18 protein-coding genes, 2 pseudogenes and 1 riboswitch are annotated in these 20,597 nt (G+C 64.5%); of the genes and pseudogenes, 11 read left to right on the forward strand and 9 right to left on the reverse strand.

The window, feature by feature from the left end:
• Window positions 1–246 precede the first annotated feature (246 nt).
• Entirely contained in the window at window positions 247–951 is a 705-nt protein-coding gene (locus CFR72_RS14025) for a TenA family protein (RefSeq protein ID WP_110914523.1), read from the reverse strand.
• A 169-nt stretch (window positions 952–1,120) separates the two neighbouring features.
• On the opposite strand from CFR72_RS14025, the gene alaS reads away from it, so the two are divergent.
• The 4 genes from alaS (at window position 1,121) to CFR72_RS14045 (ending at window position 6,832) form a co-directional block, all read left to right on the forward strand.
• Complete coding sequence (gene alaS, locus CFR72_RS14030; RefSeq protein WP_110914524.1) at window positions 1,121–3,772, forward strand: alanine--tRNA ligase; 2,652 nt, start codon at window positions 1,121–1,123, stop codon at window positions 3,770–3,772.
• Window positions 3,773–4,086: 314 nt separating this feature from the next.
• A complete protein-coding gene (locus CFR72_RS14035; RefSeq protein WP_110914525.1) occupies window positions 4,087–4,785 on the forward strand; it encodes a carbonic anhydrase in 699 nt (232 codons plus the stop codon).
• Between the two features lie 91 nt (window positions 4,786–4,876).
• Window positions 4,877–5,725, forward strand: a complete 849-nt coding sequence (locus CFR72_RS14040; protein ID WP_110914536.1) for an endonuclease/exonuclease/phosphatase family protein — start codon at window positions 4,877–4,879, stop codon at window positions 5,723–5,725.
• Window positions 5,726–5,872: 147 nt separating this feature from the next.
• Window positions 5,873–6,832, forward strand: a complete 960-nt coding sequence (locus CFR72_RS14045; protein ID WP_110914526.1) for an aldo/keto reductase — start codon at window positions 5,873–5,875, stop codon at window positions 6,830–6,832.
• A gap of 28 nt (window positions 6,833–6,860) precedes the next feature.
• Here the strand turns inward: CFR72_RS14045 and CFR72_RS14050 are convergent, their stop codons facing one another.
• On the reverse strand, window positions 6,861–7,205 hold the full coding sequence (locus CFR72_RS14050; RefSeq protein ID WP_110914527.1) for a hypothetical protein: 345 nt from the start codon (window positions 7,203–7,205) through the stop codon (window positions 6,861–6,863).
• 59 nt (window positions 7,206–7,264) lie between these two features.
• Window positions 7,265–7,441, reverse strand: a complete 177-nt coding sequence (locus CFR72_RS17645; RefSeq protein ID WP_167400407.1) for a hypothetical protein — start codon at window positions 7,439–7,441, stop codon at window positions 7,265–7,267.
• Here CFR72_RS17645 and CFR72_RS14055 point away from each other — a divergent pair.
• Entirely contained in the window at window positions 7,440–8,162 is a 723-nt protein-coding gene (locus tag CFR72_RS14055; protein WP_244182309.1) for an NADPH-dependent F420 reductase, read from the forward strand. The genes CFR72_RS17645 and CFR72_RS14055 overlap by 2 nt on opposite strands.
• 6 nt (window positions 8,163–8,168) lie before the next feature.
• On the opposite strand, the gene CFR72_RS14060 is transcribed toward CFR72_RS14055, so the two are convergent.
• Together CFR72_RS14060 and CFR72_RS14065 are read right to left on the reverse strand one after the other, a co-directional pair.
• A complete protein-coding gene (locus CFR72_RS14060; RefSeq protein ID WP_233045049.1) occupies window positions 8,169–9,134 on the reverse strand; it encodes a multidrug resistance efflux transporter family protein in 966 nt (321 codons plus the stop codon).
• 21 nt (window positions 9,135–9,155) lie between these two features.
• A riboswitch (ZMP/ZTP riboswitch) is annotated at window positions 9,156–9,241 on the reverse strand.
• A gap of 147 nt (window positions 9,242–9,388) precedes the next feature.
• The gene (locus CFR72_RS14065) at window positions 9,389–9,943 is read right to left on the reverse strand and encodes an HdeD family acid-resistance protein (RefSeq protein WP_110914529.1); all 555 of its coding nucleotides are present in this window, start codon (window positions 9,941–9,943) and stop codon (window positions 9,389–9,391) included.
• 355 nt (window positions 9,944–10,298) lie between these two features.
• Here CFR72_RS14065 and rpsD point away from each other — a divergent pair, with 355 nt between their 5' ends.
• From rpsD to CFR72_RS14085, 4 genes are all read left to right on the forward strand, one after another.
• Window positions 10,299–10,916, forward strand: coding sequence for a 30S ribosomal protein S4 (rpsD, locus tag CFR72_RS14070; protein WP_110914530.1), 618 nt, complete (start codon window positions 10,299–10,301; stop codon window positions 10,914–10,916).
• Window positions 10,917–11,103: 187 nt separating this feature from the next.
• On the forward strand, window positions 11,104–12,699 hold the full coding sequence (locus tag CFR72_RS14075; protein ID WP_408869987.1) for a peptide chain release factor 3: 1,596 nt from the start codon (window positions 11,104–11,106) through the stop codon (window positions 12,697–12,699).
• A gap of 78 nt (window positions 12,700–12,777) precedes the next feature.
• A complete protein-coding gene (gene cysS, locus CFR72_RS14080; protein WP_110914531.1) occupies window positions 12,778–14,148 on the forward strand; it encodes a cysteine--tRNA ligase in 1,371 nt (456 codons plus the stop codon).
• A complete protein-coding gene (locus CFR72_RS14085; protein ID WP_208630062.1) occupies window positions 14,145–14,921 on the forward strand; it encodes an RNA methyltransferase in 777 nt (258 codons plus the stop codon). The genes cysS and CFR72_RS14085 overlap by 4 nt, the downstream gene beginning before the upstream one ends.
• A gap of 176 nt (window positions 14,922–15,097) precedes the next feature.
• Here the strand turns inward: CFR72_RS14085 and gltX are convergent, their stop codons facing one another.
• The 4 genes and pseudogenes from gltX to CFR72_RS14105 all read right to left on the reverse strand — a co-directional run bounded on the left by gltX (window position 15,098) and on the right by CFR72_RS14105 (window position 19,612).
• Complete coding sequence (gene gltX / locus CFR72_RS14090) at window positions 15,098–16,432, reverse strand: glutamate--tRNA ligase (protein WP_110914533.1); 1,335 nt, start codon at window positions 16,430–16,432, stop codon at window positions 15,098–15,100.
• 71 nt (window positions 16,433–16,503) lie between these two features.
• Window positions 16,504–16,872 carry a hypothetical protein gene (locus CFR72_RS14095; RefSeq protein ID WP_110914539.1) on the reverse strand — a complete coding sequence of 123 codons (369 nt, stop codon included), beginning with the start codon at window positions 16,870–16,872 and terminating at the stop codon, window positions 16,504–16,506.
• Between the two features lie 61 nt (window positions 16,873–16,933).
• Window positions 16,934–18,172, reverse strand: a pseudogene (locus CFR72_RS14100) (nicotinate phosphoribosyltransferase).
• A 36-nt stretch (window positions 18,173–18,208) separates the two neighbouring features.
• Window positions 18,209–19,612, reverse strand: coding sequence for a class II 3-deoxy-7-phosphoheptulonate synthase (locus CFR72_RS14105; protein WP_110914535.1), 1,404 nt, complete (start codon window positions 19,610–19,612; stop codon window positions 18,209–18,211).
• Window positions 19,613–19,947: 335 nt separating this feature from the next.
• Between CFR72_RS14105 and CFR72_RS14110 the strand changes: the two genes are divergently transcribed.
• Window positions 19,948–20,301 (forward strand): hypothetical protein, encoded by a 354-nt coding sequence (locus CFR72_RS14110; RefSeq protein WP_110095279.1) that lies wholly within the window; start codon window positions 19,948–19,950, stop codon window positions 20,299–20,301.
• A 173-nt stretch (window positions 20,302–20,474) separates the two neighbouring features.
• Window positions 20,475–20,597: pseudogene (locus CFR72_RS18120) on the forward strand (IS5/IS1182 family transposase); the annotation flags it as partial.

The following is a 20,597-nucleotide window of genomic DNA, read 5'->3' on the forward strand; positions in this document are numbered from 1 at the left end:
CAGAACCGTCGCGTCGAAATCATCCTGCACTGATCCCAAAATCAGTCAGACTGACTTCAGCGAAAGGGAGTGCTTCGGCACTCCCTTTTTGCTGTACGGTGGTCTGGGAAATATTTGAAAAGTAATAAAAGTTTTTGGGTGCCGCCTTTTTCAAAAAGGCGGTGTTCTTTTGAAGCTTTTTGGAAAAAGCTTCACCAAAAACTTCTTTTCGGACGGTTCGCAGGCACGTTTTCCCTACGCCCTGCCTTACGCGCCAAGGCCCCGTCCCGCGTCCCAGAACGCGGCTTCCAGACGGACGGCCGTGTTGAATTCCGCCCGCAGCATGGGATAGAGGGCATCGGCACCGTACTGTGCCCCCACCGTGTTGAGGCGGTGGATTCCCCCCTCCACCAGATCGGTGAATTCCTGCCCGCCATACAGTGCGATCCATGACCAGTAGGGATTCCCCTCCCGCACGGTGGCGGGATCGGCATGCAGGCGTGCGCCGATCTCCCCATATCCGATCATGCACGGCGCAAGCGTCACCAGCAGGTCCAGCAGGTCGCCCGTCTGCGCACGGTCAAGGATAAAACGGCTGTAGGCCAGCAGTTCGAGCGATTCCGGCGCGCGACGCAGCATGTCCTCGTCAATGCCCCATCCCCTGCAGTACCCCACATGCAGCGGCAGTTCCGTATCGAGGATGCCCGACACCAGGGCGGCGGCCGCGCGCATGTCCTCCACCGTGGTCGATTTGTGGACCGACAGGGCGCAGGCACGGGTGTACTGGATCAGGTAGAGGTAATCCTGGACCAGAAACCGCTGGAACTCCTCCGGCGGCAACGTCCCGTCAGCCAGTCCCCTTACAAAAGGATGGTGGATGAAGCGTCCCCATTCCTCCATGCAGTCACGGCGCAACCGTCCCGCCAGTCCCGATTCCAGAAGGGGCCAGTCACGTTGTGCATGCCATGTCATGTCTATTTTCCTTGTCTTCGTACGCGGCTACATTGTGCAGTCGGTCCCGGCACACGACATCATGTGACGGGCCGGGTCATGTGTACCCTTCCTGTGGCGTTGCGCGTGCGCTAGGTGAAGGGGACCAAGACCGCAATTTCTTTCACCACAGGATCGTCTGTTTTCCGCCATGCCAACAACAAATGACATTCGCGCCACCTTCCTGGACTATTTCGCCGCGAACGGACACCAGATCGTTCCATCCTCGTCACTGGTTCCCAACAACGACCCGACGTTGCTGTTCACCAATGCAGGCATGGTCCAGTTCAAGAATGTCTTTACCGGCCAGGAAACCCGCCCCTATTCCCGCGCCACCACGGCGCAGAAGGTCGTGCGCGCGGGCGGAAAGCATAACGACCTCGACAATGTCGGCTATACCGCGCGCCATCACACCTTCTTCGAGATGATGGGCAATTTCTCCTTCGGCGATTATTTCAAGGCCGAGGCGATCGAACTGGCATGGAAGCTGGTGACCGGCACGTTCGGCCTGCCCAAGGACCGGCTGCTGACCACCGTCTATTCCGAGGACGAGGAAGCCGCCGCCCTGTGGCGCAAGATCGCGGGCCTGCCCGACAGCCGCATCATCCGCATCCCCACCACCGACAATTTCTGGCGCATGGGCGACACGGGGCCGTGCGGGCCGTGTTCGGAAATCTTCTACGACCACGGGCCGGAAGTCGCAGGCGGGCCTCCGGGCTCCCCGGACGAGGACGGGGACCGGTTTACCGAGATCTGGAACCTCGTGTTCATGCAGTATTTCGAAAACCCGCCGGGCGTGCGCTCCCCGCTTCCCCGCCCGTCAATCGACACCGGGCTGGGGCTGGAACGCTTTGCCGCGATCCTGCAGGGCAAGCGCGACAATTATGATATCGACACGTTCCGCGCCCTGATCCTCGCCTCCGCCGAGGTCACGGGGCAGGATCCGGATGGCCCGTTCAACGCCAGCCACCGCGTGGTGGCCGACCATCTGCGCTCCACCTCCTTCCTGATCGCCGATGGCGTCCTGCCGTCGAAGGACGGGCGCGGCTATGTCCTGCGCCGCATCATGCGCCGCGCGATGCGCCACCTGCACATGATGGGCACGACCGAGCCGACCTTCTACAAGCTGGTGCCCGCCCTGATCCGGCAGATGGGCAGCGCCTATCCCGAACTGGTGCAGGCGCGCGCCCTGATCGAGGAGACGATGCGCGGGGAGGAAGAGCGCTTCAAGGCGATGCTGGAGCGCGGGCTTGCGCTGCTGGAGGACGAAACCTCCCACCTTGCCCCGGGCGCGCCCCTGCCGGGGGCGGTGGCGTTCAAGCTGTATGACACGTTCGGCTTCCCGCTCGACCTGACGCAGGATGCACTGCGCAACAGCCATCATGAGGTGGATGTCGCGGGCTTTGACGAGGCGATGGAAGTCCAGCGCCAGCGCGCCCGCGCGGCATGGAGCGGATCGGGCGACAGCGCGACGGAAACCATCTGGTTCGAGGCGCGCGACACATTCGGCGCCTCCGAATTCCTTGGCTACACGACCGAAGTGTCCGATGCGGAGGTACAGATCGTCGTTGTCGATGGCGCCAGCGTGGATGCCGCGGGTCCGGGCACGAAGGTGGAAATCCTGCTGAACCAGACGCCGTTCTATGGCGAAAGCGGCGGCCAGGTGGGCGATACCGGCACGATCACGGCCAAGGGCCTGAAGATCGCCGTAACCGACACGCAGAAAAAGCTGGGCGACCTGCTGGTGCATACCGGCACCGTGATCGAGGGGACGGTCCATCCCGGCGATGCCGTCACCGCGCGCGTGGACCACGAACGGCGCAGCGCGATCCGCGCGCACCATTCCGCGACCCACCTGCTGCACGAGGCGCTGCGCCGCCGCCTTGGCGCGCACGTCACGCAGAAAGGCAGCCTGAACGCCCCGGACCGCCTGCGCTTTGACGTCAGCCAGCCGCGTCCGATCACGCCGGAGGAACTGGCGGATATCGAGGCCGAGGTGAATGCCCTCATCCGCGAGAACACCGAGGTCACGACCCGCCACATGACGCCCGAAGAAGCGATCGAACAGGGTGCGATGGCCCTGTTTGGCGAAAAATACGGCGATGAGGTCCGCGTCGTGTCGATGGGCGGGCCGGAAGAAGGGCGCGCGGCATGGTCGATCGAACTGTGCGGGGGCACGCATGTGCGGCGCACGGGCGATATCGGCCTGTTCCGCATCACGGCGGAAAACGGCGTCTCCTCCGGTGTGCGCCGGATCGAGGCCGTGACCGGCAAGGCGGCGGAAGCGGCAGCCGTCACCACGGAACAGCGCCTGTTCCAGATGGCGGCGATGATGCGCGTCACCCCGGCAGAGGCCCCCGAACGCCTTGCGGTCCTGCTGGAGGAACGCAAGGTCATGGAACGCCAGTTGTCCGACCTGCAGCGCAAGCTTGCCGCCGGTGGCGACGGCACGCCGAAGGTCGAGGACGTGGCCGGGACCAGCCTTGTCGCGCGTAATGTCGGCGACCTGCCGCCCAAGGAACTCAAGCCGCTGGCGGATTCGCTGCGCAAGGAAATCGGCTCTGGCGTGGTGGCGCTGGTCTCCACCGCCGATGGCAAGGGCAGCATTGGCGTCGCCGTGACCACCGACCGCACGGAACAGGTGGATGCCGTGGCCCTCGTGCGTCTCGCCAGTGCGGCGATGGGCGGCAAGGGTGGCGGTGGCCGCCGCGACATGGCGCAGGCCGGTGGCCCGGACATCAGCAAGGCGCAGGCGGCGCTGGACGCGATCCGCAAGGCCCTGCCCGAAATGCTCAAGGGCTGACCGTTCTGGCCCATGGGCCGGACATCTTCATCAGGGGCGGGGCCAGTGGCTCCGCCTTTTTTGTAACGACACGACAAATGATGACGTGTTTCAATATAATATAACCACAAATACCCGCATTTATTAACAAAACCCTGTACAAACATGAACATTTTTTAATTACATTTACATAGTATTTCTAAATCACTTCAACACGGAACGCTTGTTTACTTTATGCATTAAACTGTATAGGAAACAGGAATAACACTTCATATCAGAACCCAGTTCATGATTGGGTGTTACCGTTCCGGACATAACGTGACAGGAGTGCCGACATGACCGATACGAATGCCAGTGAAACCCTGATTGACCTTCTGCATGGTGTGGAACGTTTCAATACCGAGGTCTTCCCGAAGAACCGCGAACTGTTCGCCAGCCTTGCGGACCAGCAATCCCCCGGCACCCTGTTCATCGCCTGCGCCGACAGTCGCGTGAACCCCAGCCTGATCACACAGACGAAGCCCGGTGAACTGTTCGTCCTGCGCAACATCGGCAACATCGTCCCCGCCTATGGGGAGATGCTGGGCGGTGTGTCGTCGGCCATCGAATATGCGGTCCTCGCGCTCAAGGTCTCGCACATCATCGTCTGCGGCCATTCGGACTGCGGCGCGATGAAGGCGCTGCTGGATCCCGATCCGTCCAAGCTGGCGAGGATGCCGACCGTCGCCTCGTGGCTGCGCAATGCGGAGGCGGCGCGCGCCGTGCTCGAAGTCTCCGACGCGGGTCCGGCCTCCGTGCGCAGCCTGGCGGAACAGAATGTGCTGCTGCAGATCTCCCACCTGCGCACGCACCCGGCGGTGGCGGCGGGCCTGGCGCGCAATACGCTGACGCTGCAGGGGTGGTTCTATGACATTCCCAGTGGGGAGGTCGTGATCCTTGACGAGGCCTCGCGCCATTTCGTCAGCGTGCATGACGCGATCGAAACCCTGCGCGCCGCAACCGCGGCCTCCAGGGCACAGGCGCAGTCCGCCTGATCCTTTTTCGTCCCACTCCTGCTGCCTTGTGACAACGGGCGCGGTAAGGTCGGGCATGTCCCGCCTGCCGCGCCCGTTCGTGTTTCTGCTGATGCTGCTGATCGGTGGCGGGTGCCCATCCGCCTGGACGGCCCATGCCACGACGCTGCGGCTGTCCACATGGAACCTCGACTGGCTGACCACGCGGCCGGTGGGGGACCGTGCCCTGCCTGATGACGTGCATCCGCGCGACATGGCCGATATCGCACGGCTGGCCCGATACGCCACGCGCCTGCATCCCGACATCGCGGCGCTGGAGGAAGTCGATACGCCGGAACTCGCCGCGCGGCTATTTCCCGCACCTGATTACCGCATCCTCATTTCCGGCGATGACGTGGTGCAGAAAACCGCGCTCGCGGTGCGGGCGGGGCTGATCGTGACACGTCATCCGGATGTGCGCGCACTTGATGTCTATCCCCCTGATGCGCCCCGCCACCTGCGCAGCGGTTTGGACGTGACGGTGGGGGATGGCCGCGCCAGCCTGCGCGTGCTTGTGGTCCACCTGAAGGCCGGATGCCGCGATGGCGGCCCCGATGACCGGCGCCCCGCCTGCCGCACCCTGTACCGGCAGGTCGCCGCCCTGACGGACTGGATCATGGAGCGGCAGGACGAAGGCGAACCTTTTGCCGTCATGGGCGATTTCAACCACATGCTTGGACCGGGGGACGTGATGCTGCCGATGCTGGCGGAAAATGGCCCGTTGCAGGCGCCAACCGTGGGAATGGCGAGTCCATGCTGGGGCGGGACATATTTCATCGACCACATCGTGCTGGGCGATCAGGCGCGGCAGTGGCTGCAGCCCGACAGCCTGCGTGTCATGCTGTATCGCGAACAGGACCCCGCGTTACAGTCACGCCTGTCGGACCATTGCCCGGTTTCCATCGGGCTGGATATGCCATAACTATCTGTTTTTAAACATTCTTTAGAAAATAAAAGTTTTTGGGTACCGCCTTTTTCCAAAAAGGCGGCGTCTTGCGAAGCTTTTTCGATCAGAAGCTTCACCAAAAACTTCCATTCCCCTCAACCACATCCCAAAGGGAAACAGACCATGCAGATGCGTCATCTGGGCCGATCGGGCCTGCGGGTTTCGGCCATTGGCCTCGGGTGCAACAACCTTGGCGGGCGCATCGACCTCGACACCTCCCGCGCGGTCGTGCATCAGGCGCTGGATTGCGGGATCACGCTGTTTGACGTGGCCGATGTCTATGGCCGCCGCGACGCCCATGCCGGCGCGTCGGAGGAGGCGCTGGGCGCGATCCTTGGCCCACGGCGGCGCGATATCGTGCTGGCGACGAAATTCGGCATGCGCATGGACCCCGACGGCCACCTGCAGGGGGCATCGCGCCGGTATATCCGCCGCGCGGTCGAAGACAGCCTGCGTCGCCTGCGCACGGATTACATCGACCTTTATCAGCTTCACACCCCCGATCCCGACACCCCGATCGAGGAAACGCTGCGCGCGCTCGATGACCTGACGCGGGAGGGGAAGATCCTCTATGCGGGCTGTTCCAACCTGCCCGCATGGCAGGTGGCGGATGCGCAGCATACGGCGCGCGCGGCAGGGATTGGCGGATTCATCAGTTGCCAGCACGAATTCTCGCTGCTTGCCCGCACGGCCGCGCGTGACCTCATCCCCGCGATGCGGCATTTCGGGCTGGGACTGCTGCCCTACTTCCCGCTGGCGAGTGGCGTGCTGACGGGCAAATACACGCGCAACACCCCGCCCCCTGCCGGAAGCAGGCTGGCGGCATGGACCTATCTGCGGGAGCGGTACCTGACGGATGAGAACTGGGCGCTGCTGGAACGTCTGGAGGCGTTCGGCAAGGCGCATGGCCGCAGCCTGGGTGAACTTGCCTTCGGCTGGCTGCTGTCGCACGACATCGTGGGATCGGTCATCGCAGGCGCGACCAGCGCGCGGCAGGTCAGCGACAATGTGGCGATGGCGCGCGCCCTGCCCCCTGCGGAATTCGACGGGCTACAGGCGCTGCTGGACCCGCCGGGCGCCTGACGGAGTACTACGCCCGAGGGACGGTATCTTATTCGGGCCAGACGCCGGAGGCATGGGCGGCGGCCCAGCCAATCGCCAGCAGGACCATCACGAAGATGATTGCCCCCATCAGTTGCAGCAGTTCCTTGAACGGCATCAACTCCGGCGGGACGGCGGCGGCGGCCACGGCGGCACTTCCCCCTGTCGCCACGGCCGCGGCATCGGCGGCGTCGCCCGCGGCGTCACGGGTTTCGGGGGTCAGTGGCTGTGCACCCGGCACGGGGCCGGGATCGGGCACATTGGTCGAGGCCGCCTGGTCATGCGCGATATCGGCGGCGACGGACTGGGGACTGGCGGACAGCGGATGATCCGCATGGCTGTCGGCGTCGGGCATCTGCGTCTCTCCTGCGGGCCATGACACGTGGAATCGTCATGCAATATAGCCGACCCACGTCAAAGCACCAACTGCATCAACACGGCCATGGATGCATGATTTTTTCGTTTCAAAGGCCGCGCGGGCATCGCATACTCCGCCCACGCCCCGTTGGCTACCAGCAGCATCGCGCCCTTTACGTCCCACAGGATCAGGTACCCGTCCCGTATGTCTTCTTGTCCGCTGACCCGCCGCATGGCCCTTGGAATGCTTGCCGGGGCCGCACTATCGCCGCTGGCGCGCGCACGCCATGGCCGTGCCATCGCCCCCCTGCGGATCGGGATGATCGGTTCGGGCCATGTGGGGGAAACGCTGGGGCAGTTGTGGACGCATGCGGGGCACCAGATCATGTTTTCCGCCAAGGGAATGGAGGCGCCCCGGCGCCTCGCCCGGAAGTTCGCCCCACTGGCCAAGGCCGGGAACCCTGCCGATTCCGCGCTGTTTGGCGATGTGATCGTACTGGCCGTGCCCTATGGCGTGCTGCCGGAACTGGCGCAGGCGCTTGGCCGCAATACCGAGGACAAGATCATCCTCGACGCCACCAACCCCTATTCATGGCGCGACGGGGGCATTGCACGGCTGGCAATGCAGCAGGGCGCGGGCATCACCACGCGCGACCTGTTCCCCAACAGCGCGGTGGTGCGCGGCCTCAATTCGGAAGACATGACCACCATTGCCGCGCAGGCATGGCGCAAGCCGCCGCGCCTGGGCATCCCGCTTGCCGGCGATTCCCGCGCGGCGCTGGAGACGGCGCAGGGACTGGTCTGGGACGCGGGCATGGACCCGGTGATCGTGGGACCGCTGTCCACCGCGCGGGAATTCCAGCCCGGCGGCCCCGCGTTCGAGGCCGCGACCACCGCCGCCCACCTGCGCGAGATCCTGAACCTGCCCGCCGCAACGGACCAGCGCAACGGGTAGCCCTCCCTACGCCCGTTCCTGGAACGTGAAACCGATCAGGCCGCCCATGACCGCAACCAGCCCGAGCCATGCGGGCAGGTCGGGTGGGGCCGCGCCAAGCACGAACATCTCGCCCAGCAGGGCAAACGCGACCTCCGCCGCCTGCGTCGCATCCACCGCCGCGATGCGCAGCGGGTCGTTCGACAGGTTGCGCGCGTAAAGGAACAGCGTGGTCGCAAGGCACCCGGCTACAAGCGCGATCAGGGCGGTCGCCCCCACCTGCGCGGCATCCGGCGGCGGGGGCCGGACGCACAGGACCAGCCCCAGGAAGACCGGCAGCGCACCCAGCGTCAGCAGCAGCACGGCCGCCACGGGATCCGCCAGCAGCACGGATGCCTCATCCCCCGCATGTTTCGCACGGTTGAGCAACTGGTTCCCCACCGGATAGGCCACCGCCGCGACCATGACGGGCACGACACCGGCCAGTATCTGCGCCATCCCCACGCCAGAGGCCGCACGCTGCAGGTTCAGCGTCAGGACGCCGAGGAAGATAAGCCCCAGAAAGACAAGGCCACGAAGCGGGACGCGGATACCGAACGCCCGCAGCACGAACGGGGTGGCAAGGATCGTCAACTGCCACGTCGCGGCGACAACCCATCCCGGCGCATGGTCGGCGGCAAAGCAGCAGCAGGCATAGAACACGCCAAACCCGACCCCGCCCGCCAGCAGCCAGAACCCCAGCCGCGCGCGAAAGAGGCGCAGGACCGCCCCCAGATAGTGCGGGCCACGCCGCACAAGCAGCCACGCAAGCAGCAGCAGCGCCATGTCGAAATAGCGCAGCGACGCACTCCAGACCCAGTGCCCGCCGCCCAGGCTCATGGCGCGGTTCAGGACAAACGTGATGGAAAACAGCGCCGCCGCCAGAAGGCCAATCCCCAGCAGTCGGGACATGCCCGGTGCGGGACCGGCGGCCGGGCCGGATGTTACGGGCATGCATACGCTCCGATCATGACAGGAGGATGCCCAGGCGAACGGCGGACGAACCCGTCCGCACTTCCCGGTGGTCATTCCACCTCATGTCGCCAGTCATGCGGAGCATGTCATGGTACGCCACGCATCCGCCGCCTGTCCACATTCCGTTACGCGAAAGTGACGAATCCGTGTGCCCCGCCCATGAAAAAAGCCCCGCCGGGTCACCGGACGGGGCTTCGCATCACGCAGGGCCGCGTATGGAGGCGGGCGTGTTCCTACTGATCGCCGCCCGGCGGCAGGTAGGCCGCCTGACGCAGCGCCAGCCCGAACTGCACCCAGCCGATGCCAGCCGCGATCAGTTCGACGGCGATGAACGTCCCGATCAGCCACAGGCCCGACCATGGCAGGGTAATATAAAGGACAAACCCGACCAGCAGGCTGATGACGCCACCGGCAAGGATCAGTTGCCACCCGTTCAGCCCGCGCTGCTGGAACGCCATGATGATCCGCCCAACGCCGGAGACGACAAGGCAGGCGGAGAGGAAGATGGTGATGACCATTGACCCGGTGGCCGGTTCCTCCATCATCAGCGTCCCGCCAAGGATATAGAGCGCACCGCCCAGGATCGACATCAGCCGCCCGCCCCAGTCACGCACGACAAAGGCATGCACAAGCTGCACCGTCCCCGCCAGGAACAGCAGCAGGCCCAGCAGGATCGTGCTGGCCATCGTGACCGTGATGGCATCGATCCACGCCACGAATCCCAGCAGAACCAGCACCACCCCAAGCCCGCAGAACAGGCCCCAGCGCTGCGTAAATGGCGTGTCCATCGTAAAAATCCCCCGGCTTTATGAACGCATCATGCGGATCTGCCGCCCGCACCGGACGGCTGGCCCCGATACATAACAGGCAAGGCCATGATGACGATACCGGCTTTTGCATCATCTGCCGTGCGCGGGAATTGACATTGACACGCCGTACTCCTATACGCGCCCGACTGCCGGGAACGTGGACGGACCGGCCGGTGCCTGTATTCCAAGGGGTGATTGCTCCCCCGGCGCCGGTTAATGCGGGACGCGCCCGTCCTGTTCATGGGGAACAGGACCTACCGGTGCCACATCATGGCGTGACGATACAGGCCCACGGCCACGGTCATGTCATGCAGATGAAGAAAGAGAGCGCGCGATGAGCAAGCGCCTTGAGAGCAAGTACAAGATCAACCGTCGCCTTGGCGTCAACCTGTGGGGCCGTGCGAAGTCCCCGGTCAACAAGCGCGAATACGGCCCCGGCCAGCATGGCCAGCGCCGCAAGCAGAAGCCGTCCGACTTCTCCATCCAGTTGATGGCGAAGCAGAAGCTCAAGGGCTATTACGGCAACATCGGCGAAAAGCAGTTCCGCAAGTATTATGACGAAGCCGTCCGTCGCAAGGGCGATACGTCCGAAAACCTGATCGACCTGCTGGAACGTCGCCTGGACGCGGTCGTCTACCGCATGAAGTTCGCGATCACCCCGTTCGCGGCACGCCAGTTCATCAGCCACGGCCACATCACGGTCAACGGCCGCAAGGTCAACATCCCGTCCTACCTGGTGCGTGATGGCGACGTGATCGAAGTGCGTGAGAAGTCCAAGCAGCTTGCGATCGTGCTGGATGCGGCGCAGAGCGGCGAACGCGACGTGCCGGAATACATGGAAGTCGATCATCGCCAGATGAAGGGCACCTTCACCCGCACGGCGAAGCTGTCGGACGTTCCGTATCCGGTCCAGATGGAACCGAACCTGGTCATCGAATTCTACTCTCGCTGATCCACACCCGGAACCGGGCTGCATGGCGCCGGGCGTGGGGCATTGCCTCCACGTCCGGCGTACGTGTTTCTGGGCTCCCGTTCTGTAGCCCCGGGCGCCCTGCTCCGGTATCCTGTGGCCTGTCGTGCGTGCCCCCTGCGGCGCGCGCCCCTGTCGTGCCGTCGCATGGCGCGACGCACGAAGGTATATGCCCATGAACGCCGCCCCCGACACCACATCCGACGACACCACGCCTGCCACGCCTTCGGCCCCCGGCAGCATCGCGCATGAAATCGCGCGGCGGCGGACATTCGCCATCATCTCCCACCCTGATGCGGGCAAGACGACGCTGACCGAACGCATCCTGCGCGCGGGTGGCGCGATCCAGATGGCGGGCAACGTGCGGGCCAAGGGGGAACGGCGGCGCACGCGTTCGGACTGGATGGGGATCGAGCGTGACCGCGGCATTTCGGTCGTGACCTCGGTCATGACGTTCGAATATGGCGACTGCATCTTCAACCTGCTCGACACGCCGGGCCATGAAGACTTCTCCGAGGATACCTACCGCACGCTGACGGCGGTGGACGCGGCGGTGATGGTGATCGACGCGGCCAAGGGGATCGAGGCACGCACGCGCAAGCTGTTCGAGATCTGCCGCCTGCGTGACATCCCCATCGTCACCTTCATCAACAAGATGGACCGCGAGGCGCAGGACCCGTTCGCGCTGCTCGACGAAATCTCGTCCTCACTGGCGCTGGATACCTCGCCTGCGACATGGCCGGTGGGACGGGCTGCGAAATTCGTCGGCACCTATGACCTCTACCGCCGCGAACTGCACACGACCGAACCGCTGGAGCAGTCGGACCCGCGCATGGTCCAGTTGGCCGAGGAACTGGAACTTGCGGAAGCGGCGCTGCCGGAATTCGACCTTGAAAGCTTCAACGCCGGGCACCTCACCCCCGTGTTCTTCGGCAGTGCGATGAAGGAAATCGGCGTGACCGACCTGCTCGACGCGCTGGCGTCGTTCGGGCCGCCGCCGCGCGACCAGGCGAGCGAAACCCGCAGCGTCCACGCGGACGAGGAGGCGATGACCGCGCTGGTGTTCAAGATCCAGGCGAACATGGACCCCAACCACCGCGACCGCATGGCGTTCGCGCGCATCTGCTCGGGCAAACTGCAGCGCGGCATGCGGCTGAAACATGTGCGCATCGGCAAGCAGTTCGCCCTGCACACGCCGCAGTTCTTCTTCGCACGTGACCGCCAGTTGGCGGAGGAAGCCTTTGCCGGCGACGTGGTGGGCATCCCCAACCACGGCACCCTGCGCATTGGCGACACCCTGACGGAAGGCGAGGACCTGCGCTTTACCGGCGTGCCCTACTTCGCGCCGGAAATCCTGCGCCGCGTGCGCCTTGATGACGCGATGAAGGCCAAGAAGCTGCGCCAGGCGCTGACGGAACTCGCCGAGGAAGGGGTGGTGCAGCTATTCCGCCCGCAGGATGGCTCCCCGCCGATCGTCGGCGTGGTCGGCACGCTGCAGCTGGACGTGCTGCAGGCGCGGCTGAAGGGGGAATATGGCGTGTCGATCGGTTTCGAATCGACGCCCTACAACCTTGCCCGCTGGGTCACCGGCCCGCGTGAGAAGCTGGAGACGTTCTGCAGCGTCAACCGCAGCGCCATGTCCGACGATATCGACGGCGACCCGGTCTTCCTCGCCTCGTCGGCGTTCATGATGCGGCGCACGGCGGAAGGGCAGCCCGAGCTTGCCTTCCACGACATCAAGCAGATCGGCCAGGAGATCGGCTGACGCCGCGCTCCCTGCTTGGCCTTTCCATCCCACAAGAGTATTGCGTCAGGCCCGCTGTCTGGCGCATCTAGGCGCATCATGTCCGACACAATGCCCCGCCTGAGCCTGCATGACAGCAAAAGCCGCAAGACGGTTGCGTTCACGCCGCTCGACCCCGAAAATGTCCGCGTCTATTACTGCGGGCCGACCGTCTATGACCTTGCGCATATCGGCAACCTGCGCGCGATGGTCACGGCGGATGTGCTGGTGCGCCTGCTGCGCCACCTGTATCCGCGCGTTACCTATGTCCGCAACATCACGGACGTGGATGACAAGATCAACGCCCGCGCGCGCGAAAACAACGAACCGATTTCGGCCCTGACTGCGCGGACCATCCGTGACTTCCACGACGACCTGGCGGCCGTCGCCATCCTGCCGCCCGACATCGAACCCCGCGCCACCCACCATATCGAGCAGATGCAGCGCATGATCCGCGAACTGATCGACAATGGCCATGCGTACGAGGCCGGGGGCCATGTCCTGTTTTCCGTCGCGGATTATCCCGATTACGGCGAACTGTCGGGCCGCAGCGCGGACGACCTGATGGCAGGCGCCCGGGTGGAGGTAGCGGATTACAAGCGCGCACCGGGGGATTTCGTGCTGTGGAAACCCTCCGACGCCGACACGCCGGGCTGGGACAGTCCGTGGGGCCGGGGGCGTCCGGGCTGGCACATCGAATGTTCCGCCATGTCTTACCATTACCTGGGCGAGAGTTTCGACATCCATGGCGGCGGGTCGGACCTTCTGTTCCCGCACCATGAAAACGAACGCGCGCAGAGCATGTGCTGCCACCCGCACGGACGTTTCGCCAACCATTGGGTGCATAATGCAATGCTGCTGGTGGATGGGGAGAAGATGTCGAAATCCCTCGGCAACTTCCTGACCGTGCGCGACGTGCTGCGCGATACCCCGGCGGAGGCGCTGCGCCTGCTGCTTCTGCGCGCGCAGTACCGCTCCGTCCTGAACTTCACGCGCGACGGACTGGATGATGCGCGCCAGACGCTCGACCGGTTCTATCGCGCGCTCGCGGTGCTGCCGGATGCGCAGGCCGCCGATACGACCCCGCCGCCGGACAGCTTTGTCGCGGCCCTGTGCGAGGACCTCAATACCCCCGCCGCCCTTGCGGAAATGCATGCCATGGCGGACCGGGCGCTGGCGGGTGACGTGCAGGGCGCGCGTGACCTGCGGGCGGCGGGCCATCTGATCGGGCTGCTGGGCAGCACGCCTGACGTCTGGTTCCGTGGCGATGCACAGGTGGACGGGGCCAAGATACAGGCCCTGATCGACGAACGTCTTGCCGCGCGCAAGACCCGCGATTTCGCCCGTGCCGACGCCATCCGCGACGAACTGGCGCAGCAGGGCATCGTGCTGGAGGATGGTCCCGGCGGCACGACATGGAGGAAGGCATGACCGGACGTGATGGCGGGGCGGATATCGGTCCCATTGGCAACGCCCCGGTTGTCATCCTTGTCCGTCCGCAGATGGCCGAAAATATCGGCACCACCGCGCGCGCGATGGCCAATGGCGGCCTGTTCCACATGCGCCTTGTCGCCCCGCGCGACGGATGGCCGCAGGAACGGGCGTGGCGCGCGGCCTCCGGCGCGGACCGGATCCTTGAATCCGCAACCGTGTTTGAAACCGTCGATGACGCGGTGGCCGACCTGCACCATGTCTTCGCCACCTGCCCGCGCCCGCGCCATATCGTCAAGCCCGTGATGACCGCACGTGGCGGGGCCGCCGAACTGCGCGCGATCTCGCGCCGGGGGCTGCGCACGGGGTTGCTGTTCGGGCCGGAACGCGCGGGCCTCGATAACGAGGACATGGCCCGCGCCGATGCGCTGATCCGCTATCCGCTCAATCCCGCGTTCATGTCGCTGAACCTGGCGCAGGCGGTGATGATCATGGCCTATGAATGGTGGATGACGGAGGATGACACCCCGCCGCGCACGCTGATGACCAATGAAACCCATGTCGCGACCAAGGGGGAGCTGGACAATTTCATGCGTCACCTGATCGGCGATCTGGATGAATGCGGGTTCCTGCGTAACGAGCAGAAGCGCCTCGGCATGGTGCGCAACCTGCGGCATTTCTTCCTGCGGGGCGAGGTGACGGAACAGGAACTGCGCACGCTGCACGGCGTGGTGACGGAACTGGCGCGTGGGCGCAAGGCGCGGCAGCAGTAGGCGAAAGTATTAAAAGTTTTTGGATGCCGCCTTTTTTAAAAAGGCGGTGTCTTTTGAAGCTTTTTGAAAAAAGCTTCACCAAAAACTTTTGATCTGTTTTCCAAAAACTCTAAAAAACAAATGGTTTGCAAAGGGCAATGCCATTTGCCGGGTTTCAGGGCAGCGCCCTGATCCCCTTACCGTGCCGCAATCCGCAGGCGTCCGGCCACGCGGTCATATCCCATCAGCGGCAGCAGGTCGCGCATCTCCGGCCCCTTCTCCTCTCCCGTCAGGGAAAGGCGCAGCGGATGGAACAGGGCCTTGCCCGTGCGTCCCGTTGCTTCCTTCAGGGCGGTGGTCCACGCCTTCCATGTCTCTGGCCCACACGGTTCCGCAGGCAGCAGGTCCACGGCCCTGAGCAGGTAGTCACGCTCCTGCGCCTCCATGACGGGCGGCACGATGGAGCCAGCCACCACATCCCACCAGTGGCGCAGTTCGCCAATCATGTCCACATTGCCCCGCACCGCCAGCCAGAAGGCCTCCGTCGCGCCCTCGGGCAGGCGCGGGCGTACCTCGTCGAACGACATGGTGTGCATGATGCGGCGGTTCAGCCCCAGCAACTGCCGCATGTCGAACCGCGCGGCGGAACGTGAAACGCGCGACAGGTCGTAACTTGCCGCCTGTTCGGCAAAGGACATCGGCTCCGGGTCATCCGCGCTGCCCAGGCGGGCAAGGTAGGAGACAATGGCCGAGGGCTCGATCCCGTCCTGCCGGAGCGAGCGCAGCGACAGTCCATCGAACCGCTTCGACAGCTTCCCGCCCCCTTCATCCAGCAGCAGCGGCAGGTGTGCGAAGCGGAAATGGTCCGCCGCAACACCCAGCGCCACGGCAATGTCGATCTGCACGCCGGTATTGGTGACATGATCCTCGCCGCGCACCACATGGGTGATGCCGGTTTCGATGTCATCGACGACAGAGGCCAGCGTATACAGCACCGTCCCGTCCGCGCGCACCAGCACGGGGTCGGAAATCGACGGCAGTTTCACCCGGCTTTCGCCCATCACCATGTCGTCCCAGCGCACCATGCGGTCCGACAGGCGGAAACGCCAGTATGGCACCTTGCCATTGGCTTCGGCCTGCGCGCGCTGCTGCGGCGTCAGCTTCAGCATCGCACGGTCATAGATCGGCGGCTTGCGCGCGCGAATCCGCGCCTCACGCTTGGAGGCAAGTTCCTGCTCGCTTTCGAAACAGGGATACAGCCGCCCCGTGGCCTTGAGATGTTCGATCGCCAGCGCGTAGCGGTCCAGACGGTCCGACTGCCGCACGAATTCATCCCATTCGATACCCAGCCACTGCAGGTCCGCCTGCAGGGCCGTGACATATTCCTCCCTGGAACGTGCCACGTCGGTATCATCGATACGCAGAAGGAACTGCCCACCATAATGGCGGGCATACAGGGCGTTGGCGATGGCCTGCCGGGCGTTGCCAACATGGATCAGTCCGGTCGGACTGGGCGCAAAACGGAGTTTCATGCGCCCTTTATGCGGGGATCGCGTGGGAAAAACCAGTCACCAGATGCACTGTCGCATCCATGGCGGCGGGCCTAGTCCTCCTCGTCCTCATCCTCTGCCCGGCGGGGGTCGAGCGCACGCCAGTCGCGTTCCATCTCCGACGCGCGGTGGGCGGCGAAATCGTCAAGTTCATTGGCCGAACGCCAGCCATCATCGCCCGCTTCCAGCACTTCCGCATCCTCGCCATAGGCGAACCACGCCTGCAGCACTTCCTTGGGCGACAGGCCCGCGCTTCGGCAGCGTTCGATGCTGTCGCGGACATAGGCACGGGCAAAGGCATTGGCGTGGATCAGGTCGGGAAAACCGCCGATTTCCTCCACAATATTGTCTTCGGCGCCACCGGACAGGTCGATGATACGCACACGCCAGCCCCCTTCGGGAGCGAATAGAGTTTCCGACACGATCGGCCCTTTCGTTGGTGTGAACGGCAATGCCGGGACGCAATGGTCCCGGCCCCACCGGTCAGGAGTGGCGCACCGTATCGCGCCCGCGCGCATGGCGCAGCAGGAATTCCCGCCCGACCTTCACACGCGGTTCCCCGTCATAGGCGACGATGTCCGCCGTGGCATAGGTTTAGGACCAGCGGTCGGGGATGAACGACCCCGTGCCGATCACATCCACCGGCGCGTGCGCGTCCGCCATGCTGAGGCATTTTTCCACGCTGAAGCCCGAGGACGCGACGATGCGCACATGCGGGAATCCGGCGGCGTCCAGCACCTCGCGCATGCGCCAGATCGCAGCGGCCGACACCCCCGTCCCCACAAGGTAGCGCAGTTCCTTGTCCGAGCGGTAGCGCCGGATCGTGCCCGGCGTGTTGCGTTCCAGCGCCGCATACGACCCCTGCGGGTCCAGCCCCTCCAGGAAACGGCCGCCATGGGTGTCAAGCCGCACGCTCAGCCGTCCCGCTGCCGCAAGGTCGGGGAAACGGCGACATACCTCCAGCGCGTCCGTCAGTTCGCGGCCGAAGTAATCCACCAGCACCACGAGGTCCGAATCGGGATAGACGGTGTGGAACATCTCCGCCGCGCGCAGGGTGGACCCGGCATAGCCGATCAGCGCATGCGGCATGGTGCCAAGGCCGAAGGCCGTGTCGAAGAAGGGCGCGGTGACGTCATTCGCCCCCCCGATGAAGCCCATTGCGCCTTCGGCCTGCGCCGCTCGGCTTCCGACCGACGCGCCATAGGCCATCTGGACCTGCATTTCATATCCGGCGCAGTGCCGCGCCTCCATCGCAATGAAGCGCACGTTCGGCAGGGCCAGCGCCATCTGGTACGCATTGTGCGCGGCGACGCAGACCGGCCCCAACTGCTGCAGCAGCAGGGTTTCAAGGTCCGCAAGATGGGCGAACGATCCCGTGACATAGGCCAGCGGTTCGCCCGCCCCCACCCATGCCCCTTCGGGGAACATCACGTCGCATGTCACGCTGATCCCGCGCGCCTGCGCCACCCGCGCCAGCCAGTCAACCATCAGGCGCGGGGCGGAGACGACCGGCCGGCGCAGGAATAGCGCGTACGTCACCGTGCAGTCCCCGAAATGGGTGACGATTTCACAGGTGCGGTTGAAATAGGCATCGGTGCGCGCCGCAATGGCCGCATCGTCGGGCACCCCGTAAAGGGGGGAGGAACATGCCCCGCCCGTCAGGCCGCCTTCCTCCGTGTGGCCCTGCCCCGGTGAAGACGCGTCATGGTCGGGTCTGGACATGTTTCCTCCGTCACTACCGCCCGTCTGGCGACAGGCCTACTTTCCCCCGGCGGGCGTGTGGTGCTTGCGGGTCTTGAGTTCTTCGGCCAGGCGGAACGCCATTTCCAGCGACTGCTCCGCATTCAGGCGCGGGTCGCAGAAGGTCTCGTACCGCTCGCCCAGGTCATCTTCGGTCAAGCACTGCGCGCCGCCGATGCATTCCGTCACGTTCTGGCCGGTCATTTCGAAATGGACGCCGCCGGGGAACCCGCCCTCGGCCTCGAACACATCGAAAAAGCCCTTCACTTCCGCAAGGATCGCGTCGAACGAGCGGGTCTTTACCCCATTCGTGGTCGAACTGGTATTGCCGTGCATGGGATCGCACAGCCATGTGACCGTCCGGCCCGTGCCCTGCACCTTGCGCAAAAGCTGCGGCAGGTGGTCGCGCACCTTCGTCGCCCCCATGCGCGAGATGAGCGAGATGCGCCCCGCCTCGTCCGTGGGGTTGAGGATGTCGAGCAGCCGCTCAAGGTCCTCAATGGTCGTGGTGGGGCCGACCTTGATGCCGATCGGGTTGCGCACGCCACGCAGGAACTCCACATGCGCGCCGTCAGGCTGGCGCGTGCGGTCGCCGATCCACACGAAATGCGCGGAACAGTCGTACCATTCCCCCGACGTCGAATCGATGCGCGTCATCGCCTGCTCGTACCCCAGCAGCAGCGCCTCGTGCGAGGTATAGAACTCCGTCTCGTCCAGTTGCGGCGTGGAGGCGGTCGTCAGGCCACACGCCGCCATGAAATCCAGCGTCTCGCCAATGCGCTCGGCCAGCAGGCCATAGCGCTGCGCCATGGCGGAGCGTTCGACGAAGCCGAGGTTCCAGCGATGCACCTCATGCAGGTTGGCATAACCGCCACTGGCGAACGCGCGCAGCAGGTTCATCGTGCCGGCCGACTGGAAATAGCCGGTTTCCATGCGCAGCGGATCGGGAATGCGCGATTCGGCGGTGAACGCCGCGCCGTTGATGTTGTCCCCGCGATAGGACGGCAGCGTCACGCCATCGCGCGTTTCCGTGTCGGACGAACGCGGCTTGGCATACTGCCCCGCCATGCGGCCGAGCTTGATGACCGGCACCTTGGCGCCAAACGTCAGCACGACGGCCATCTGCAGCAGCACGCGGAAGGTATCGCGCACGATGTCGGCGGTGAATTCGCTGAAGCTTTCGGCGCACGCGCCGCCCTGCAGCACGAACGCCTCGCCCCGCGCGGCCTGCGCCAGGTGGGATTTCAGGCGCCGTGCCTCCCCCGCGAAGACCAGTGGCGGATAGCGGCGCAGCCGTTCCTCCACCGCCTCCACCGCTGCGGGATCGGGATAGGTCGGCACCTGCCTGATGGGAAACGACCGCCAGCTTCCGGGCGTCCAGTTCTGCCGCGCGGAGCTGTTTTTCATGTGCGTCGCACTCATGGGTCGTGTCCTGTGTCCTCTGGTCAAAACGATATTCACCCCCGGGCGCGGACCTGCCATCCGCCGTCCTGCCCACGAGGGGGTTGCCTTTATGTCGAAAAAACCCCCGCTGGCAAAGCATCTTGTTATGCCGGGGGCACATTTGCTGTTATTATATGTCCCGCATGGCGTTGCCGGATCGCCACAGCAGGCGGCCCAATGCAGCATTGGCGGTCGCATTGTCGCCCGGTTCGTTCCATATGACACATCAACATGGATGGCCTGCTGCCATGCGCCTTACGCCGCGTGGCGGGAATTGGCATTGTAGAGGGCCGTAAGCGGAAGGAAACCGAACCATGCTCATGTCGCGTGGAAAACTCATGACAGCACTCGCCGCGGGGCTGTGCCTGTTCAGTGTCAGCGCCAACGCCGCGCCACCGGGTTCATCGGACCAGGATTCGGGTTCGGACAACAGCGAGGACCGCATGACCGTTCATGGTCAGCGCAACCGCCTGCCCCCCGGTTACCAGGACGCGCCGTCAATGGAACTGAACCATGGTCCCGATCCCGACCATGCCGAACATGTCCACCGCGATTCCGTGACCGGCACCGACCTGTCGCGCTTCGGCTCCTCCTATCAGGCGAGCGGAATCAATGGCGACGGGCAGCTTGGCGATTCCACCGGCAATGGCTGGGTCGCGCCGCGCTGATTTTTTCTTCCCTGTCCGTCAGGCCATCGGGGCCGGACGGACTTGGGGAACCTGAAAAAAGACTGCCTGTGCAGCATCGGGCAAATCGTTTCAGAAGTTTTTGGTGAAGCTTTTTCCAGGGCCTGTTGGGAATTATGCTTTTTTCAAGCATCTGCATATGATTCAAAGCCTGTATGGATCGCTTCGTACTGACAGACGCCCAATGGGAGAAAATGGAACCGCTGTGCCTTGGCAAGAAAACAGATCGCGGGCGCAGCGGGCAGGACAACCGTCTTTTCATCGAGGCAGTCTTATGG

Source organism: Gluconacetobacter entanii (genome assembly GCF_003206495.1).
Lineage (GTDB): Bacteria > Pseudomonadota > Alphaproteobacteria > Acetobacterales > Acetobacteraceae > Novacetimonas > Novacetimonas entanii.

What these genes read in the sequence shown, in the direction of transcription:
- CFR72_RS14025 (WP_110914523.1), bottom strand. Translation starts at nt 951, where the DNA reads ATGACATGGCATGCACAACGTGACTGGCCCCTTCTGGAATCGGGACTG.
- alaS (WP_110914524.1), top strand. Translation starts at nt 1,121, where the DNA reads ATGCCAACAACAAATGACATTCGCGCCACCTTCCTGGACTATTTCGCC.
- CFR72_RS14035 (WP_110914525.1), top strand. Translation starts at nt 4,087, where the DNA reads ATGACCGATACGAATGCCAGTGAAACCCTGATTGACCTTCTGCATGGT.
- CFR72_RS14040 (WP_110914536.1), top strand. Translation starts at nt 4,877, where the DNA reads ATGCTGCTGATCGGTGGCGGGTGCCCATCCGCCTGGACGGCCCATGCC.
- CFR72_RS14045 (WP_110914526.1), top strand. Translation starts at nt 5,873, where the DNA reads ATGCAGATGCGTCATCTGGGCCGATCGGGCCTGCGGGTTTCGGCCATT.
- CFR72_RS14050 (WP_110914527.1), bottom strand. Translation starts at nt 7,205, where the DNA reads ATGCCCGACGCCGACAGCCATGCGGATCATCCGCTGTCCGCCAGTCCC.
- CFR72_RS14055 (WP_244182309.1), top strand. Translation starts at nt 7,440, where the DNA reads ATGGCCCTTGGAATGCTTGCCGGGGCCGCACTATCGCCGCTGGCGCGC.
- CFR72_RS17645 (WP_167400407.1), bottom strand. Translation starts at nt 7,441, where the DNA reads ATGCGGCGGGTCAGCGGACAAGAAGACATACGGGACGGGTACCTGATC.
- CFR72_RS14060 (WP_233045049.1), bottom strand. Translation starts at nt 9,134, where the DNA reads ATGCCCGTAACATCCGGCCCGGCCGCCGGTCCCGCACCGGGCATGTCC.
- CFR72_RS14065 (WP_110914529.1), bottom strand. Translation starts at nt 9,943, where the DNA reads ATGGACACGCCATTTACGCAGCGCTGGGGCCTGTTCTGCGGGCTTGGG.
- rpsD (WP_110914530.1), top strand. Translation starts at nt 10,299, where the DNA reads ATGAGCAAGCGCCTTGAGAGCAAGTACAAGATCAACCGTCGCCTTGGC.
- CFR72_RS14075 (WP_408869987.1), top strand. Translation starts at nt 11,104, where the DNA reads ATGCCCATGAACGCCGCCCCCGACACCACATCCGACGACACCACGCCT.
- cysS (WP_110914531.1), top strand. Translation starts at nt 12,778, where the DNA reads ATGTCCGACACAATGCCCCGCCTGAGCCTGCATGACAGCAAAAGCCGC.
- CFR72_RS14085 (WP_208630062.1), top strand. Translation starts at nt 14,145, where the DNA reads ATGACCGGACGTGATGGCGGGGCGGATATCGGTCCCATTGGCAACGCC.
- gltX (WP_110914533.1), bottom strand. Translation starts at nt 16,432, where the DNA reads ATGAAACTCCGTTTTGCGCCCAGTCCGACCGGACTGATCCATGTTGGC.
- CFR72_RS14105 (WP_110914535.1), bottom strand. Translation starts at nt 19,612, where the DNA reads ATGAGTGCGACGCACATGAAAAACAGCTCCGCGCGGCAGAACTGGACG.
- CFR72_RS14110 (WP_110095279.1), top strand. Translation starts at nt 19,948, where the DNA reads ATGCTCATGTCGCGTGGAAAACTCATGACAGCACTCGCCGCGGGGCTG.